Origin of the sequence: Leptothoe sp. PORK10 BA2 (assembly GCF_034932105.1) — a bacterium.
GTDB lineage: Bacteria > Cyanobacteriota > Cyanobacteriia > Phormidesmidales > Phormidesmidaceae > Leptothoe.
In genome coordinates this window covers 25,565-43,218 of record NZ_JAYGIG010000127.1, presented here as the reverse complement: position 1 = coordinate 43,218, position 17,654 = coordinate 25,565, and the positions used below count along the sequence as shown (strand labels likewise).

Here is a 17,654-nt window from a genome sequence, read left to right as displayed (position 1 = left end):
CCCGTTAACCTAAGCTGCCCAGCGCGCCGAACGCAATATGGCGACATGATCTAGTAAACGCAATGAGTTCTCACCATTCGCCCCTAATACCCATTCGCCCTTAAGGAAAGGTGCCATCGTATCGGAGTAATCACGAGACATTTTCATGCGTTCTGCATCTAGCCAATCTGTACCAACTATCTGATTAACGGCTAAGCCTAACATAGTCCCCTGATGTTCAACAGCGATCACTGGAATTTCTGCCCTGTCAGTATTCATGGGTTGAGGGTAACCCAGAAACTGACCAAGATCAGCAACCCAAATCACTCGTCCCTGTTCATTTAGGGTACCAAGCAGGAGCGGAGATACGTTGGGAACGGGGGTAATCCGATCGGGAGGGTTTTCAATGATGCGACGAATCCCAATGGCAGGCAAGGCAAATTCATCACCGGAGCCAATGTAGAATCGCAGGTGGAGTTCACCATCAGGCGTTTCAATTTCCTGTAGTTCAGGGGCCTGATCCTGCCCTGCTCCGGTTTGAAAGTCTGGATTACCTACCATCGAACCTGTGTCACCTCAAAAATCATGGGCATTTTCCATTGGCGTCTCAATCGCGCAGCAACTGCTTGACCGTACCCACTAGCTCCGTGGGCTGAAACGGTTTGGCAATATAAGCATCAGCTCCCTGTTTCATCCCCCAGTAACGGTCAAATTCCTCTCCCTTAGAAGAACACAGTACAACAGGTAGATTTTGAGTCGCTGGATCAGACTTAATTCGTCTACAGACTTCGTAACCATTCATGCGTGGCATGACAATATCTAAAACGACTAAATCAGGCAGATCTCCCTGGATGTAAGCCAATGCCTCAACACCATCGTTAGCAACGATTACTTTGAGACCACTACCTTTTAATAGGTCAATAATCATTTCCCGTTGAGCGACACTGTCTTCAACCACTAAAACCGTACTCATAACCTGAATTTCGCCGCTTAAGACCGGTTCATATCTTGATTCAACTCATTATGCCCCCCTAGAGGGAAATAACCATTTAAGTTGAGTAGCATGCCCAGCTGATTATGACTACTGTTTGACCAAGTGTATGACCAAGCCGCGATTGATAGATCATACATAGTTAGTTAATAATGCACACTCTACGGCTTGTGCCAGCAATTCTCATTTTGAAACATTTGTACTGAAATCAGGGCTTTTAAAGACTTTTACTCCTGATCGTTTGGACGACAGAATGCAGGGTCTAGCCATTTGAAGCCACTGAAATCAGACATTTGAGTGAGAATCATTCTCATAATGAGAATTGCTGGGCTTGTGCCTAATAAAATACCCGCCCACATCAAATTTATTAAACTTTTATCAAAATTCTTTTGTGCATGTGACCTTCTAAGGACAATATCCCCTTCCAAACACCTTTAAAGTATGGCTATTGGCGGTCAGCTAGCCGTCGATTGCACCGCCAATAGCTATTGCTGTCTATAGCTTTCAGCCGATTTCCTAAGTTACAAACTAAGGGTGCAAAGCCATATTTATTACGAATTACTTAGATTTCGTTGTAACCACCAGCAGCTAGCCACTGTGATGATTACGAATTGCTCCAACTCTCAGGGTTGAGGGTGGCGGAGATTTCTTGCTCCAGCAAGGTTCCAGGAGCAAGGCGTTTAGGATTGCCTCGACCGACGTATTTTTCCACCAGGGCCAAGAGTTCGGGTTCGCCAAAAGGTTTAGTGAGATAATCTGTGGCTCCCACCATATTCGCCTTCACCCGATCGACGAAGCTATCTTTTCCTGTCAACATAACGATGGGGACCGATTGAAAATAGGGAGCCTGTCTCAGCATGGCACATAGCTGATGACCTTCGAGCTCAGGCATAGCCACATCGCAGAGGATGAGATCTGGCTTGAGGCTAAATAGTAAACTCAAGGCTTTGACCGGATTGCCAATGGAGGTGACTTCATAGCCATAGGTATCCAGCATCATTTCTATGGCTTGGCGTACGGACAAGGTATCGTCAATACAGACGACTCGGGGTACGGTGCCCGTGATTGGCCCCGTCGCTTTCTTGCTGCCAACTGATGAAGGGTGTGACAGCTGGACTTCCCCCCGTTGGACATAGGGATAGAGGCCATCGGCAACACTAAAAATAGTGCGATTGAGATGTCTTGAGATGCGGATGATAGGGGTTTTGCCATTGGCCATGGCCAACAGTGACGGGAGACTAGACGATGTTTCTAACTGATGGGGATCTGTAATCAGGGGACAGTCATAAAACGAACTGAAGTGGGGATGCAGCTGTAACCAGCCCTGTAATTGTCGAACCGCACGTTTTACCAGAGGAGAAATACTAAAGTCAGTGAGCTGAGGACTGAGGGAGGCTCGAAAGCGGAAGGAAAACTGTCCTTGGTGCAGACTAATCACTTCAAATAGGGTTTCTTCGATCAGACGGCATAGGATAGCGCGCGCCTGCTGTGTGGTGAGATGGTTATTTTCTAATAGCCACCAGAGCGCGCCATATTCAGGAGGACGCAGGGGCGCTAGGTTGGATAGGTCAACGTCAGCCCAATTGATCGATAAATTGAGCGGATGCAAGATGTCCTGTAGTCGCTCAAGCTGCTCGTTAGTCCGTCCGGCATAGAGGATGCCACCATTGGCAAAAAACATCAGCCATGAGTTGGGCTGGCCTTGGTCATCGAAGGATTCAATGCAAAGTTCCCCGGTTTGCTGGCCGATGTCAATCAGTTGAAAAATACTGCGAATATCCAACTCACTTAACTGGCCCTGCATAGATTTTGTCCTAGGGTTTGCTGGAATTTGTGCTGGAATTGATGCTAAGGCAATGAAAGGTGTGCAGCAGCAGTGGCTGTTAAGAGTGCGGTTCTAGTGTGTTTCTGGGTCCCATGGGGTGATCAGAATTAGCACTTGGTAACTAGGTTGGCTACATTGATCCATGGCATTAGCTACAATTATTAGCACTTAAGCGTAGCCCCATAATCTTTGTATGGGATTGCTCTTCGCTCTGGGGGGGTAACTGCTGTTTATAAAGTGACATCTTTTATGTGCATGACGTGTATTAGGGCATGTTTGTTAACCGTATGCGCACGTAAGAATGTACATATCAGGGATAATGGTAAAACGAATTTATTTTAGTAGCCATGGCATTAGGGCATTTTTATATATAGAGTTTTAGAATTTTCTACTTGGGACAGATACACTAGGTGAAATGTTTGAGCGTGCTAAGTTCAACTTCGACTCAATAAATACTGCTTGAGCTATTGATTTTGCTGCAATATTTTGATAGATAGGGTTCCTTGGGCAATGCCTTGGGCTTCTATATTACTCGCTGAACGAGACGTAGATATTGTGTAGGGAAGTAGCTATCACTGATCGCTATTTGTATAGACGAAGGGGATGCCAGCGTGCGTTATTTGGCCGAAGTTCAGAAAAAAAGCGGTTTCATGGGCGGCAGCCGAGCTGAGTTCAAACTCTTGGCATGTGAGCGCTCAGAGCAAAACTGGAGTACCGTGTCGGGGGATGAATTACTCCCGGCACCAGATGATGCCAGCTATGGTGCGGGCGCTCTGGTGTTGATTGAACTGTCTAACGGTCGCCAGGTACAACGTCATTACGATGCGGGACGGCAGTTAGCGGGCATTCTGCAAAATTTTTCTAGCCTGAACAAAAAATTTAAAACCCAGGAAGACGAGATTGAGCAGTGGAAGGAATCTCTGACCTATCAAAGTCAGGCGCTCAACCAGCGTGAGTTAGAGCTGGATACCCGTGAAGAACAGGTCAAACAGTCGGCCGAGGAGTTGGCTCAGCTGGAGAGCCAAAAGGCTGAGCTAGAGGCGTTTCGGGCTGAGCTAGAGGGACAGAAACAAGACTATGAACGCAAAAATATTGAGTTAGAGGGGGCTTGGGCCCATTTAAATGGGGAAAAGCAAAGGCTTGAGGAGCACCGTGAGTCGGTATCGGCCCAAACGGGATTAGATTCGGGCCAAACTCAAAAACTGAGGGAAGCTGTAGAGCGGCTAATGTCCAACGTGGCTCCTATGGAGGACCTGCGTCAACAACTGAGCGGGACAAGGGAGTCGTTGGGGGAACACCAGGGACAATTGCAGCACTGGCAACAAGTAGGTGCTGAACAGCAGGAGCGGTTACAGGCTAAAGGAACTGACCTAGAAGGCCTCAAGCAGTCTGTGCAGCAGCATTATGAGGCCACGGACACAGAGCGAGCGGCCCTGAATGACCTATGCCTAGAGCTGCAGCAGGTGAAGATAGAGTTAGCTCAGAAGAAGCAGCAAAATCAGCTGGTATCGGAGCAGGTCAATCAGCAGAGTGGTGTTTATCAAAAGGTTTATGAGCTGCTGAATACAGGTGACCAAGTACGGCTGGGTAAGAAGATTGATCTAACTAAACTCGAGCAGATGTCCCTGGAGGAGCTTGAGACGTTGGTGGGCAATATGGAGACTGACTTAGAAAAGATGTCTCGGTTTGTTAGCGATCAAGAAGAGGAACTGACGTACCAGCAACAGGCCATTGATGAGCTTCAGCAAAAGGCGGACGCAGCTAGCGAATACGACCGGATGCAAATTGAGGCGGAAATGGGCGATGAGCAGGATCGCTACGACATGCTCAATAAAACGCTGGTGGGTCAGCGGCGTAATTTACTTGAGCGGGAAGAGGTTTTGAGTCAGCATCGGGCGGTGTTGCTAAGACGTCAAGGGCTGGCGACGGTTGAGAGCCCCATAGCTAATTCTGCTGATTTGGAGCCGGTGTTGGAACATATTGACCAGGTTCGTCAGCTGTTGGCGACTCAGGCGGAAGAACTGGAAGAGTTGATTGCCGATCTGGAGCGTCGCCATGAATCTTTGCAGCAGCAGGTAGATGGGAAACAGGCTGAGCTATCGACCCAGCTGACGAATCTGGAACAGGAACGGGAAACTCTGGAACAGGCTGTGAAGGATTGGGCTGGATTGGAGAGTGCGATCGCAACCCGCCATGAGTACCTCACCCCTGCCACTGAAAAAATGGATGGGGTGCAGCAAATGCTCGATAGCGTCTTTGGTACCTTAGAGCGATTTCAAGAAGTCAACGATTACCAGCTGCAGGCCATCGCTGAGATGCAGCAAACCATCCAGAGCTTGTCGGTTTAGGCCCTTATTCCCAGCAGATTTTTTATGATTTGGGTAAACGAGCATATTGATCCATCTGGCATTATTTACTCGGCCATTGCTTGTTGCGATCGCACCGCCGCCGAAGAATGCCATGTCACCTTTCAAGCATCCTTAACAAGTGAGCAAAAAGAAGCAGGCTGGATTGCCAGACTACGCACCGTCGAATCCTGGGAGGACGTCCCCATCAGTGCGCTCAAGCTGTCCTAAAAAGCCAAACCTAAGCCAGACTAAAAAGCCAGAAAAGCCATCACCAAACTATAGATCACACCTTAGGTCCAAGCACCGTTCCCCATAAATGGCCATCACCAGGGATTTCCATCCCCAAACCCTATGCAAGACAGTTTTATCAAACTCAGCCAGTTCCTGAAACTCAACGATCTAGTCCAATCTGGCGGAGAAGCCAAACACCTGATTCAAGATGGGCATGTGTGCGTCAATGATGAAGTCGAATTACGGCGCGGACGCAAATTACATGTCGGCGATCGGGTCACCTTCGCCGGACAAACCTACGATGTAAAGGCAATACCCTCTCCATAGCAGCAAATCACCCCCCTAGCGGCTCACGTCCTAACGAGTTACGTGAGCAGTGGGTTGGTTAAAGCAACAGCAACACAAAATCAACAATAAAAAGCCCTAGAGTAATTTTGCTCTAGGGCTTTTTATGATTTTAGTCCTAACCAAAATAGAACGAATCTACTCTACTTACGGACAGGAGCCGCCTGCAGCTTGTGTTTATCAGCATGACCGTGACCATTATTGTTAATGGAAACACCATGGCCATTTTTATGCACATTGGGGGAATCCACTTGACGGGGCTGAATCAACCCATAGCCACCATGGTTTCGCTCATACATCACGTTAATCTGATCCGTTTCCGCATTGTGAAACACGTAGAAATCATGATCCACAAGCTGCAGATTTTCCAACGCCTCCTGGGTGGACATGGGTACCATGGCAAAGTATTTGGTCCTCACCACTTCCTCCGGCAGCTGAGGTTTGCCCTGCTCCAATAGCTCAGTTACCTGCAGGTCTACACCCTTAGGAATATCATCAACCTCTATAGAGCGCACCGAAACATGGTCCGAACTACTCCGCTTTTCCTTGTACTTACGCAGCTGTCGGCTAATCTTATCCGCCACCAGATCAATGCTGGCATATAGGCTGTCGCCGCTTTCCTCTGCTCGTACCACAGCCCGGTTTACATACACCGTAACCTCAGCACATTGACGGGTAGGCATCGTTGAACCACCAGCCACAGATAAGCAAACATCAACCTTATTGATCAACCGTTGAAAGTGACTAACTGACTTTTCAATTTTCTGCGAAACATAATCACGAATGGCCTCCGTAATTTCAATATTTTTTCCTTGGATAACAAGCCTCATATAGCTGCCTCCACTGATAGAAGATAAGCGATTAATTTCACTCTAGCACTTTAATTTCGAGAGAGTTTTCTTCTTTGAAAACATTTTCATCCGTTGATAATTCTTTAGACTAAATACGGGATCATTTCAGACAAAGCAGATACTCCCAAAGGATATTTTTCTTGTAAAATGGGAGTCCTAGGGATTTTTCAACGTTTTGAGCACAGAGTCAAACCAGAAAAAAGCTTCCTAATTTAACTATTTTTTAATCTTTAAGACATCGGTCTATCCCCATCAATTAGTCAGTTTTCAAACACTTATTCAGCATTTGTCGAATTAAAAACTTGCCCCATAGATGCCCCAGTAAATTGCGTATAAACCCTCACAAAAACGATGCTTTTGTGATGATTAAAGATAGAAAACTTATTGTTAAAGATTTGGGATTAATGCCCTACCCAGTGGCCTGGCAGCACCAAAAAGAAATGGTATCTGCCCGAAAACAGAACCCCCAGTTAGGAGACCTGTTGATCCTGACGGAACATCCCCCGGTCTATACCCTCGGCACTGGTTCCCAAACCAAATTTGTCCACTTTGATTTAGCAGCTCCAGCCTATGAGGTGCATCGCATAGAACGGGGCGGAGAAGTAACGTATCACTGCCCTGGCCAGCTAGTGGGGTATCCCATCTTAAATTTGAGCTATCACCACAAAGATTTGCATTGGTACCTCCGCCAGCTTGAGGATGTGCTCATTCGTACCCTCGCCCACTACAAACTCCCTGGTCAGAGAATTCAAGGTCTCACAGGGGTATGGGTGAATGACTACAAAGTGGCGGCCATTGGCATCAAGGTCAGCCGATGGATCACCATGCATGGCTTTTCCCTAAATATATGCCCCGATCTATCAGGGTTTCAGCGCATCACCCCCTGCGGCATTGCCCATAAGCCGGTGGGGACCATGGCCCAGTTTTTGCCAGGCATCACCATGGATGAGGTTAAACCCATTCTGGTGAAGCACTTTGCCCAGGCTTTTAACCTGTTACCAACGGAGCAGATTTGACCACGGGTTTGCCCCATGGTTTCACCGCCCAAGTCCTGGGTAATTATACGTACGATATAAAAATTTAAATAGGTTAAACCATGGGGTCTAACACTCCGCATAGGCCAGGGGAACTGGCATTGAATCGCGGGACTCAAGCCTCAGCAGATCGTCCAGATGGCTAGAAATGTCGTCTGGAATAGCGAACCACCTGATGGGCCAATACAATGGTTTGATAACGGACATTTAGCCTATGCCCGACCATAGTTTCTCTGAAGCCAAGCCCCCCATTGGATTTCACCCAGCCATCAAAGCCTTCGCTGGAGTTGAGCAAAAATCTGGTTTTCCATCCTTTACAGAGCCCAGGCCAGACCCTTGGCGGGCCCATCCTCTGCCTGCACATCAGCCTGAATTCAGTGCACTGTTGAGACCATTGACGTTCCATGCCGAACCGTTATCCCCTATGCGACAACGCGATGAGCAGGCATTGGAAGACTTATTTGCTCATGGCCCAATTGAAGACATTGTCTCTGATATTTGCGATCGCCTCAAACAGCTGTATCCCGAACCCTGCTGGGAGGAGGAAGCGTTTGATTTTCTAAAGGCCTATCTTTAGGTAAAGGAATAATTCAAGCGGCGACCATGTTCTCATCATCTTAGGCCCATAAAGTTGGGGTTTTATACCTGACTAGACAAACAAAAACATCACCTGCCCTAGACCAAAAGCAAGCGATGTTTTTTAACGTTTAGGTGTACTAGGTTTACTGTTTTACCCTGCCTAAAATGGGATTTCGTCGTAGTCAGGGGTCGTCGTCGCTGGCTGGCTAGCAGTTGGCACACTTGGGGTAGCGGCTGGACGGGTGCCATCGCCTCTATTCCCATCGCCATCCCCATTACCGTCCCCACCGCTACCTTCAGCAATGGGGGCAGCTTCCGCCAGCAGCATGGACTGCAGTTCCGCAACCCGATGCAGCCGCTGCGCCGTGATCTCCGCTTGTTTTTCTCGAAACCCTTCGGGACGATCCACACTCTTCATCGTTAAGCGCCCCTCAATCACCACCCGATCGCCAGGGCCATAGCTAGCCTCTTGAATAGTCTGGGCCAAATTCCCCCAACCTACCACCTTGAACTGGGAAGGACTATCCTCCGGACGCAGACCGGCAATTTTGACCTTAAACTCGGCAATCGGTGTTTGATTGTCAGAGGTATACCGCAGCTGCGGCACCTCAACAATTTCTGCCATGAGGATGCAATGGTTCATACGACTTGTTCCTCCCGAATACCCTGCTCTTTTTCAATAAAACTTTGAACCCGATGACGATAATCCTGCAAATGGGTGTCAACCCAGGCACGGTCAGCACTGTTAGCAAATATGTGCACCAGCGGATCGCCGGCATCTGGGAGAATCAGCACCCAGCTATCGCTGGTACGATCAATCACTTTAACACCATCCACCAGTTCAAGAGTATCAGCAGGATGACTCTCCACAAGATAGCGCATGAGGGCCCCTTTAATGGTCCAAGGACAGCGCAAGGTCTGAACCCGATGGGAAATTCGTGGCAAATCAACCCAAATACGCCCCAGGGACTGCTCTTGAATCGTTAACATTTCTATCAGCTTGGCGATACAGAACATGGCATCAAAGCCAGGGTGAAGCTGGGGAAAAATAAAGCCCATGTCGCCGCTGCCACCCAGGACCACATTTTCACTCGCCTGGCAAGCTTCCATTAGGGCCGTGGGATTGGCCTTAGTCCGCACCACATTCCCCCCATGACGCCGGGCAATTTGCTCAATGGCCCCCGAAGTATGAACGGGGACCACCACCGTACCCTGGGGGTGAGCCGTCAAAATCATATGGGTCATGAGGGCGGTAAGCATTTCACCCCGAATGGGAGAACCCACCTCGTCCATAAGCACCAACTGCTCACCGTTAGCCGAGACCTGCACCCCAAAGGTGGCCTGGAGAGCCTGTACCACCTGACCCAGCTGTCCCAGCATGCCCTCGCGTTCGGCAGTAGAAGGGGCCGTTTGGCTCAAACTAGCATTCAGAACCACCGCATCACAGCCAAACTTACCCAGCAATCGGGGTAGGACCGCACCCGATACAGCATAGGCATAGTCAATCACGACCTTGGACTTACTGTAGCGAATCGCTTCTGCATTCAGCCGTTTCTCAAATTCAATGGTGTAGGTATCCACCAGATTTGCAGGATAGGAAACCTCACCAATTTCATGAATCTGGGAACGTCTGAGGCTTTCCTTGAAGTATGCACCTTCAATTTGCTTTTCTTTTCCCTTAGGAATGTCAATCCCTTTCTTATCAAAAAACTCAATCAGGATGTGGTCCGCCCGGTCAGGATGGAGACGAACATGAATACCACCGGCCACATCTAAGGTGGGAATAATGGTACGCGCCACAGGAATTGACGTCGCTTCTAGGTTCTGAATATTGATCCCGACAGACATGAGGCCCGCGATCAACGAACGAGACACCATGCGAGCAATACTGCGCTGATCTCGCGAAACGGTGACATGGGAACCGGGCTTGAGGGTAGAGCCAAAGGCCGCCCCCAGTTTGACGGCAAATTCTGGGGTAATGTCAATATTGGCTAAGCCCGTCACACCCCGTTGACCAAATAGGTTGCGTTGGGCCGTATTCCCCCAAATCAAGTTGATATTTAAAGTCGCGCCAGATTCAATCCGTTTACTGGGCCAGACCCTTACGCCTGGGCTGATCTGTGCCTCTTCACCCACGGTGGAGAGGGCCCCTACCACCGCTCCCTCTAGGATATGAGCCCGTCGATCAGCCCGGGTCCCCCGGGCAATCACACAAGCCCTCAGGTGGGTTTCGTCACCAATGATGGCTCCATTCCAAATGATGGGTCGTTTTAGATCGGCATCACTACCCACCGTGACGTTATCCCCAATCACAGTGCCTGGCTCTAACCTAACCCGTGCCCCAATGCGGCAGTTGCTACCAATCAGGACTGGAGGCTTAATGACCACCGTTGGATCGATGTAAGTATTATGTCCCACATGCACTCCCGGCGAAACTTCGGGATAGGCATAATCGACCAGCACTTTGCCCTCTAGAGCGTCATACTGAGCCTCACGATAAGCTTCCAGATGACCCACATCACACCAGTAGCCATCAGCCACATAGCCATACAGCGGATCCCCCTTTTCCAGCATGAGGGGAAAGAGATCCTTGGAAAAATCCTGCTCTTGGTTAGCGGGTAAATAGTCTAGAACCTCGGGTTCCAAAATATAGGTGCCGGTATTGACCGTATCCGAGAAAATCTCGCTGGTGGAGGGCTTTTCTAAAAATCGCTTAATCCGCCCCTCTTGATCTGTAATAACCACACCAAACTCAATGGGGTTAGGCACTCGGGTCAGTACCAACGTAGCCTTAGCACCCTTTTCCTTATGGAAACGGACAGCTTCCTTAAGATCAAAGTCAGTGATGCTATCACCGCTAATCACCAGGAAGGTGTCATCAAGCAGTTCAGCAATATTTTTGACACAGCCTGCCGTGCCCAATGGCTGATCTTCCTCAACGGCATAGGTCATTTGCACCCCAAAGTCGCGCCCATCCTGAAAATAGTTGCGCATGACATCGGGGAGATAATAGAGAGTGGCAATCACCTCCGTAATACCGTTCCGCTTTAGTAGGTTGACAATATGCTCCGCGATGGGACGATTGAGCACAGGCACCATAGGCTTGGGCAGGTCACAAGTGAGGGGTCGAAGCCGGGTCCCAGAACCACCAGCCATGAGTACTGCACGCATAATTCCTCCTATGGATTTTATGAAAACTCAAACAATTGTTATCGGGGGTTAGTCGTAAGATGACGAACAACGCTACCCTTTGAAATGCACCCAGACAGACTGCTGGAGGTGATGTCATATTGCTGCCGCTTTACCACTTTGGGGTATCAGCAGTGGCAATTGTACTTGTTTTATTAAGCTAACCTTCATATAGATTAATAGCCGCCAAGATCCTTAGTCTAGGGCTGTGGTTTTTGGCTGAGTGTATTCCATGCTCTATCAGGATTTGCCTCCAGGGGCCCTGCAGATAACATAGCAGGCCGCTGTGGCTCAATTTTGATAATCTATCACTGCACTGCTCAACTATTACGAGGATCAAACTATGCCTACTTTACTAGGACTATTCCTGCTGGCTGGTTATGGCTATGGGGCTTGGAAATTTTGGACCGGGTTTAACCGGACTAACTTCAGTAGTGGAAAGCTGTATCTGACATTGCTATGGCCCGTATTCATTATCAGTGCCTCCTATCGTCAAAACTTTACCAAAGCACTGAAAGGTCGTTAGGGGCGGTATACCTGTCACATACGAAAAAAATATTCAGTAAGGATTATTAGGGATGGTAGTAGGCCAGCTACAGGCAGTCGCCCAAAGATTTGATCAAGAATATCGGGGCGAGCCATTTGAGCTGCCAGACGAGGTCCAAGAAATGGCGGTATTTAGAGAATGGATTACTGGCAGCTTAGCCCCCCGGATCACAAGCAAATTTTGGGAATTGGCCAAGCCCAAGAAAGATCAGCGTTGTTTGGATATTGGTTGTGGATTGAGTTTTTTGATTTATCCCTGGAAGGAATGGAAAGCGGCCTTTGTGGGCCAAGAAATTAGCCAGGTTGCCCAGGCAGCCCTCAATCAGCGGGGGCCTCAGCTAGATTCAAAGCTCTTCAAAGGGGTGAAACTGGCCCCAGCCCATCAACTGGACTATGAGCCTGCCACCTTTGACTTAGTAATCGCTACCGGGGTGAGTTGTTACTATCCCCTGGACTATTGGGAACGGGTGATGACAGCGGTAAAACCCTGCTTAAAGCCTGGAGGTAGTTTTGTATTCGATGTGGTTAACCCAACGGAAGAACTAGCGGAAAACTGGGCAATTTTGGAAACCTATTTAGGGGCTGACGTCGAACTGGTGGAACTCAAACAGTGGCGAGCCTTGATCAAAGCCATGGGGGCTAAGGTAACTAAGCATGTGTCTGGGGAAGTCTTTGACATGTACCGCGTACAGTGGACCTAGATTTTACAGAATATTTTGAGGAAAATATTCTTGACTGCCGCAGCTGAGGTGCTATGTTGGTGTCTAAATTTTTGCGGCTGCAATTTTTTTTAGGGCTTATAGTAACCTTAAATCTCTAGTTGCCAAGCGTAACCTTGACCGCTATATTGCCTTCCAACTGCTAGTAATTCTGGCATTGCTGATCCAAACTATGGTTTCATCCGACAGACAATGGCCCATGGAATTTCTAGCAGATCGTTTCATCCAATTCAGCAACGACGTATTTTGGAGCCTTGCTGCCCCATCAGGGATTTACTCTGAAACATCTTGCCTGGATGGTATCTATGTTCAGATTGATGCTGTCCGTCCCATCGGTCACGACTGATTGCCCATTGCTGTATAGCCCCTAGATATCGACCTTGCCGTCGATTGCGCTTATGTCGCCCAGTCCATCGCTACCCTTTAATTCCCTTCCCGAGGGCAGCACTCTGCCGGGCGGCACACCTGTGTTTGCCCTCAAGGAACTGGTGGCACGACTGCAACGGGAGCAGTACAAAATTCAAGACTTGCTGAGTTCCTTGGGGTTTGCCCTCAGAAGTCTGAATAATATTAGTCAGTTTTTAGAGTTGATTCCCATGATCGCCAGTCGGGTAACCGATGCGACTGGCGGTGCACTAGTCCTATTTCGGCCCAATGGCCAACTGCGATTAGAGCGGCTATATTGTCCGGCCAATGACACTTGCCAAACCGTACGCTGTGCCCTGGAATCGGCCACGCGGCAGATCACTTCGTCCTTGGTGGGCTCCCTTGAAACCCAGGAAAAAGAAGGGGAGGCCGTTGCCCTCACTCACCAAGCTGCTCGCAGTGCCATGAGCACGCTGGATCAACAGCTAAATCACTTTCTGGCTCCGGATCTAAAATTGTTTGGCACATCTATTATTGTACAAAACGTTGAGCGTGGACGTCTGTACGTTTTTAGTGACGATGGGGATTATACCTGGACAGAAACTCGACAGAAATTAGTGCGACTGGTGGCGGACCAAACAGCGGTAGCCATTGAAAATGACGAACTTACCCTGGCCCTGCGGAAAAAAGAACGTTTAGATCGGGAGCTAGAGCTGGGGGCGGAGATCCAGGAAAAGCTTCTGCCTCGTCAATGTCCGGTGATTGAAGGGGTGGATTTGGCGGCCCGTTGTCAGACAGCTCAAAAAGTAGGGGGGGACTATTACGACTTTATTCCCACCACCTATGACCAGCTGCGCAATCCGACTACAGCCATGGCATCGGGTCAGCCCTGGAGCATTGCCATTGGGGATGTGATGGGTAAGGGGGTGCCTGCGGGCTTAATTATGACCATGTTACGGGGCATGCTGCGGGCGGAGGTGCTCAATAATCATTCCCCTGGGCAAATTTTGCAGAATCTCAACTGCGTCATGCATAACGATTTGGAGAGTTCCAATCGGTTTGTGACACTGTTCTATGCAGAGTATGACCCCAGAACCCAGCTATTTTCCTATGGCAATGCGGCCCATAACCCGCCCCTACTGTGGCAGGCATCGACCAATAGCATCCATCGATTAGATGCTGATGGCATGTTGCTAGGGCTGGATATTGACACCCGCTATCATGAGGGCCAAGTGCAGCTCTACCCTGGGGACGTGGTAATTTTCTACACGGATGGCTTTACCGATGCAGCGAATATTCGCGGTGAGCGATTTGATGAAGACAATTTGATTAAAGCTGTATGCTGGGCCTGTCGTAATCTGGATAGCTCCCAGGAGATTTTGGAGTATCTGTTTAATTTATTACGCCACTTTATTGGTCCTGATCGCTCCAAGGACGATGACACGACGCTGGTGGTGATGCAGGTAACTCAACCGGCGGAGTTTCGGCAACTTTCGACCATTGAAACCTAGGCAAGACTTGGGTGAAACCTCGGCGAGACCTCGGTACTGAGTAAGTTTGGGTCTGGTAGTTTGGGTTAGCAAATGGCAGGGGTGCTCTGTGGTCCGTTACTCCAATTTGCTGAGCAGCTTGATGTTATTTAGCTGTAGTGCAATGATCGGGTTGCTTAAGCCTTGTGGCCATAGTCCACAGCATCAGTGATCGCTCGTTCTGGACGTGGACAAGGTTTATATCAGAAAAGCCTAAACGACTATTTCTCTACCCTTTTTAGCAAGCCCCATGAAAATTGATACAGAGACCCTTTCCTTTAGCGATTTCACTCCGTCTGATACTCCCCTGCTGGGGCAAACCGCGGATATGATGGCCACCCCGGTGATTGCTCAGCAGTTTGAGAATAATTTCTTTGATCACTCGGGGGAGATCCTGGGAAATTTTGTTGAGTCTGGGCAGGTGTGGGCGTTATTGATTGGCATTGTCCTAGGCTACGCCATTCGCGGGATCACGACTTACTAGTCCATCGTTTATTACGCCACCGCCGTTTACACCAATACCGTGGGGTAATTTCACTCAGCGGGTGTCGCTGGGTCGGCAACTTTGGGTCGTTTTTGGATCATTCTTTGTAGGAGTTTTTACGATTTGAGTACGTCATCAACCCCCTGGAGTCAGCGATTTGAGACAGGGTTGCATCCGGTGATTGCTGAGTTTAATGCCAGCATAGGGTTTGACATTGCCCTGGTGGAATATGATCTGACCGGGTCCCAGGCCCATGCCAAAATGCTGGCTAAGGTGGGGATTATTTCGGCTGAGGAAGGTCAGCAGCTGGTAGATGGGCTGGAAAAAATCCGTCTGGAATATCGCCAGGGTGCGTTTACTCCTGGGGTGGATCAGGAGGATGTTCATTTTGCGGTGGAGCGACGACTGACGGAACTGCTGGGGCCCTTGGGCAAAAAGCTGCACACGGGCCGCTCGCGCAATGATCAGGTGGGGACGGATACTCGGTTGTATTTGCGATCGCACATCCACACCCTCCGCACCCTGCTCAAGGATTTCCAAAAGGCCCTATTGGCCCATGCGGCGGACCACGTAGAAACCCTGATTCCCGGCTATACGCATCTACAGCGGGCCCAACCCCTCAGTTTGGCCCATCACCTGCTGGCCTACGTGGACATGGCCCAGCGGGACTACGAGCGCCTAGGGGATGTGGTCAAGCGGGTCAACATCTGCCCTTTGGGAGCGGGGGCCTTGGCGGGGACCACCTTTCCTATTGATCGGCAGTACACCGCCGATCAGCTAGGGTTTGAGCGAATTTACTCCAACAGCCTAGACGCCGTCAGCGATCGGGACTTTGCAATTGAGTTTGCCGGGGCCGCCAGTTTAATCATGGTGCACCTGTCGCGCCTGGCGGAAGAAGTAATCTTCTGGGCGTCAGAGGAATTTCGGTTTGTCACCCTCACCGACAGCTGCTCCACCGGATCGAGCATCATGCCCCAAAAGAAAAACCCCGATATCCCCGAACTGGTGCGGGGTAAAACCGGGCGCGTGTTTGGCCATTTGCAGGGGCTACTGACCATCATGAAGGGACTGCCCCTGGCCTATAACAAGGATCTGCAGGAAGACAAAGAAGCCCTATTTGACACGGTAAATACGGTACAGGGCTGTCTGCAGGCCATGACAATTTTGCTGCACCAGGGCCTGGAATTTCGCCCCCAGCGCCTGGCGGAGGCCGTGGCTAGTGACTTTTCTAACGCCACCGATGTGGCGGACTATCTGGCCGCTAAGGGTGTTCCGTTTCGGGATGCCTATAACCTGGTGGGCACGGTGGTAAAAACCTCCCTGGCCGCTGGCAAGCTGCTGAAGGACCTAACCCTAGAAGAGTGGCAGACAATTCATCCGGCGTTTGCAGAGGATATTTATGATGCGATCGCACCGCAGCAGGTCGTCGCCGCCCGCAACAGCCTAGGAGGCACCGGATTTAACCAAGTTCGGCAGGCTCTAGCCCAGGCCCAAAAACTAGTTGAGAGCGATTAAAAAGCACCCAATAGTGATTACTTCTTTTGACTACTTCTAACGATACCTAGAATCATTCCAGTCGTAGCCCGGCGGCAATGAAGAAGAAGGTGTTGCAGCCTGATAACCGTGGTGTCGCTTAGGATGCCAGGATGTTTCGCCATAGGTCCCCGGTCGCCAACCCTTGACATGGTGATCTGGGCTGTGACTAACCCCTTCATCACCCGTAGCGTAGGCCGCCGCATAGTCTTCAACAGCATAGGCCGCCACTGCCGAGTAGGGTTCAGCATTATCAGTAGGAATGTCGGCAACTGGATGCCCACTTGAGTATCGATCAGCATGCCGATCGATGGTCCCCCGCCTAGCGGCCCCAGCCCGCTTACACTTACGCAGCAAGGAATCCCAAGTTAGGTGGGGCTGGCCCAAGGCAGCTCGAAACTGCTCCAACAAAGCCGCATTTACCAACGGGGCCGACGGTGGAGGGGGCAAGGGTCGAGAGGCACGCAACGGATCAACCTGAACAGCCGCAATCGCCTGTCGTACCGCACCGCTAATATCCTTCGCCAGCTCCTGCCTAGCTTTCTGATACTGGCTATGCCAACCTTTTTCACTGGCCGCATAGAGCGATGGCAAACGATTTAAGGCGTAGGTTTCCACCTCAATCGCCTTTACATATTTAAGAACACGCGTTGGTAACTGGCGCAGCTGCCGCTCCACCTCTTCCGCCACCAACAGTTCCATGACGTTAATGTATTCCCGAGGGGGAGATGCTTTCACATTAATCATGGTATTGCCACCTACTTAACAACAAGCCCGGCCTAAAGCCATATTTTTGATCGATGTGGTCTGCGACTTAGCCAATTAGACCAGTGTCCATTAGACCAATGACTACTGCAGCTGAAATCAGCTTCAGTGCTGAATGGGTGGCACTCACCTTAGTGACACTCAGGAAACATTCCAGGCATAGAGAAGAGCAAGCTCAAAAAACAAGCCTCACCATGCAAAGAATAGATTCAAACCCCAATCCTGATTTCCGGATCCCCAACCGTAAATCAGGACAACTATCGATGTGAAATCACAATGTGAAATCATCAATAGTATCCCTGGACGCTCGTAATTACGGAGCCTGATACAGGGGGTGTTA

The 17,654-nt window shown here is 49.7% G+C and carries 17 protein-coding genes; 10 read left to right on the top strand and 7 right to left on the bottom strand.

The window, feature by feature from the left end:
* Positions 1–9: 9 nt before the first annotated feature.
* The 3 genes from VB741_RS20375 to VB741_RS20365 form a co-directional block, all read right to left on the bottom strand.
* Positions 10–540: a CheW domain-containing protein gene (locus VB741_RS20375; protein ID WP_323367039.1), complete on the bottom strand. Its 531-nt coding sequence runs from the start codon at positions 538–540 to the stop codon at positions 10–12.
* Between the two features lie 46 nt (positions 541–586).
* A complete protein-coding gene (locus tag VB741_RS20370; RefSeq protein ID WP_323367038.1) occupies positions 587–952 on the bottom strand; it encodes a response regulator transcription factor in 366 nt (121 codons plus the stop codon).
* Positions 953–1,574: 622 nt separating this feature from the next.
* Positions 1,575–2,774: a response regulator gene (locus VB741_RS20365; RefSeq protein WP_323367037.1), complete on the bottom strand. Its 1,200-nt coding sequence runs from the start codon at positions 2,772–2,774 to the stop codon at positions 1,575–1,577.
* Positions 2,775–3,406: 632 nt separating this feature from the next.
* Here VB741_RS20365 and hmpF point away from each other — a divergent pair.
* The 3 genes from hmpF (at position 3,407) to VB741_RS20350 (ending at position 5,701) form a co-directional block, all read left to right on the top strand.
* Positions 3,407–5,143, top strand: coding sequence for a pilus motility taxis protein HmpF (gene hmpF, locus VB741_RS20360; RefSeq protein ID WP_323367036.1), 1,737 nt, complete (start codon positions 3,407–3,409; stop codon positions 5,141–5,143).
* Positions 5,144–5,167: 24 nt separating this feature from the next.
* A complete protein-coding gene (locus tag VB741_RS20355; protein WP_323367035.1) occupies positions 5,168–5,371 on the top strand; it encodes a glycogen debranching protein in 204 nt (67 codons plus the stop codon).
* 123 nt (positions 5,372–5,494) lie between these two features.
* Positions 5,495–5,701, top strand: coding sequence for an RNA-binding S4 domain-containing protein (locus VB741_RS20350; protein ID WP_323367034.1), 207 nt, complete (start codon positions 5,495–5,497; stop codon positions 5,699–5,701).
* Positions 5,702–5,862: 161 nt separating this feature from the next.
* Here the strand turns inward: VB741_RS20350 and hpf are convergent, their stop codons facing one another.
* A complete protein-coding gene (gene hpf, locus VB741_RS20345) occupies positions 5,863–6,549 on the bottom strand; it encodes a ribosome hibernation-promoting factor, HPF/YfiA family (RefSeq protein WP_323367033.1) in 687 nt (228 codons plus the stop codon).
* A 383-nt stretch (positions 6,550–6,932) separates the two neighbouring features.
* On the opposite strand from hpf, the gene lipB reads away from it, so the two are divergent.
* Positions 6,933–7,586 (top strand): lipoyl(octanoyl) transferase LipB, encoded by a 654-nt coding sequence (gene lipB, locus VB741_RS20340; protein ID WP_323367032.1) that lies wholly within the window; start codon positions 6,933–6,935, stop codon positions 7,584–7,586.
* Between the two features lie 232 nt (positions 7,587–7,818).
* Entirely contained in the window at positions 7,819–8,181 is a 363-nt protein-coding gene (locus VB741_RS20335) for a hypothetical protein (RefSeq protein ID WP_323367031.1), read from the top strand.
* A 162-nt stretch (positions 8,182–8,343) separates the two neighbouring features.
* Here the strand turns inward: VB741_RS20335 and VB741_RS20330 are convergent, their stop codons facing one another.
* Both VB741_RS20330 and VB741_RS20325 read right to left on the bottom strand, forming a co-directional pair.
* Positions 8,344–8,826 carry a single-stranded DNA-binding protein gene (locus VB741_RS20330; protein WP_323367030.1) on the bottom strand — a complete coding sequence of 161 codons (483 nt, stop codon included), beginning with the start codon at positions 8,824–8,826 and terminating at the stop codon, positions 8,344–8,346.
* Complete coding sequence (locus VB741_RS20325) at positions 8,823–11,354, bottom strand: mannose-1-phosphate guanyltransferase (protein ID WP_323367029.1); 2,532 nt, start codon at positions 11,352–11,354, stop codon at positions 8,823–8,825. The genes VB741_RS20330 and VB741_RS20325 overlap by 4 nt, the downstream gene beginning before the upstream one ends.
* A gap of 361 nt (positions 11,355–11,715) precedes the next feature.
* Here VB741_RS20325 and VB741_RS20320 point away from each other — a divergent pair, with 361 nt between their 5' ends.
* From VB741_RS20320 to argH, 5 genes are all read left to right on the top strand, one after another.
* Complete coding sequence (locus VB741_RS20320) at positions 11,716–11,898, top strand: hypothetical protein (protein WP_323367028.1); 183 nt, start codon at positions 11,716–11,718, stop codon at positions 11,896–11,898.
* Between the two features lie 52 nt (positions 11,899–11,950).
* The gene (locus VB741_RS20315) at positions 11,951–12,619 is read left to right on the top strand and encodes a class I SAM-dependent methyltransferase (protein WP_323367027.1); all 669 of its coding nucleotides are present in this window, start codon (positions 11,951–11,953) and stop codon (positions 12,617–12,619) included.
* A gap of 416 nt (positions 12,620–13,035) precedes the next feature.
* Positions 13,036–14,514: a PP2C family protein-serine/threonine phosphatase gene (locus VB741_RS20310; protein ID WP_323367026.1), complete on the top strand. Its 1,479-nt coding sequence runs from the start codon at positions 13,036–13,038 to the stop codon at positions 14,512–14,514.
* Positions 14,515–14,782: 268 nt separating this feature from the next.
* Complete coding sequence (locus VB741_RS20305; protein WP_323367025.1) at positions 14,783–15,016, top strand: hypothetical protein; 234 nt, start codon at positions 14,783–14,785, stop codon at positions 15,014–15,016.
* Between the two features lie 123 nt (positions 15,017–15,139).
* Positions 15,140–16,531, top strand: coding sequence for an argininosuccinate lyase (gene argH / locus VB741_RS20300; protein WP_323367024.1), 1,392 nt, complete (start codon positions 15,140–15,142; stop codon positions 16,529–16,531).
* A gap of 36 nt (positions 16,532–16,567) precedes the next feature.
* Here argH and VB741_RS20295 read toward each other — a convergent pair whose 3' ends face one another.
* On the bottom strand, positions 16,568–17,296 hold the full coding sequence (locus VB741_RS20295; protein ID WP_323367023.1) for a late competence development ComFB family protein: 729 nt from the start codon (positions 17,294–17,296) through the stop codon (positions 16,568–16,570).
* Between the last annotated feature and the right edge of the window lie 358 nt (positions 17,297–17,654).